This window comes from Dietzia sp. UBA5065 (genome assembly GCA_002415925.1).
Classification (GTDB): domain Bacteria; phylum Actinomycetota; class Actinomycetes; order Mycobacteriales; family Mycobacteriaceae; genus Dietzia.
In genome coordinates, this window is the sequence record DIAZ01000131.1 from 2613 (window position 1) to 2839 (window position 227).

1 protein-coding gene is annotated in these 227 nt (G+C 70.5%); it reads left to right on the forward strand.

Annotated features, from left to right (window positions below; all coding sequences use genetic code 11):
- A partial coding sequence (locus B4M60_RS10275) for an LLM class flavin-dependent oxidoreductase (protein ID WP_291083230.1) occupies nucleotides 1-227 on the forward strand: 227 nt, incomplete at both ends.

Here is a 227-nt window from a genome sequence, read left to right on the forward strand (position 1 = left end):
CCGCTCTACGGCGATCCCGACGGCGCCCATTTCGAGTGCTGGACCATGCTCGCCGCCTGGGCCGAGCAGACCGAGCGCGTGGAGATCGGCGCCCTGGTCACGTGCAACACCTACCGCAACCCCGACCTGCTCGCCGACATGGCCCGGACCGTCGACCACATCTCCGGCGGGCGCCTCATCCTCGGGCTCGGGAGCGGCTGGTTCGAGCGCGACTACACCGAGTACGG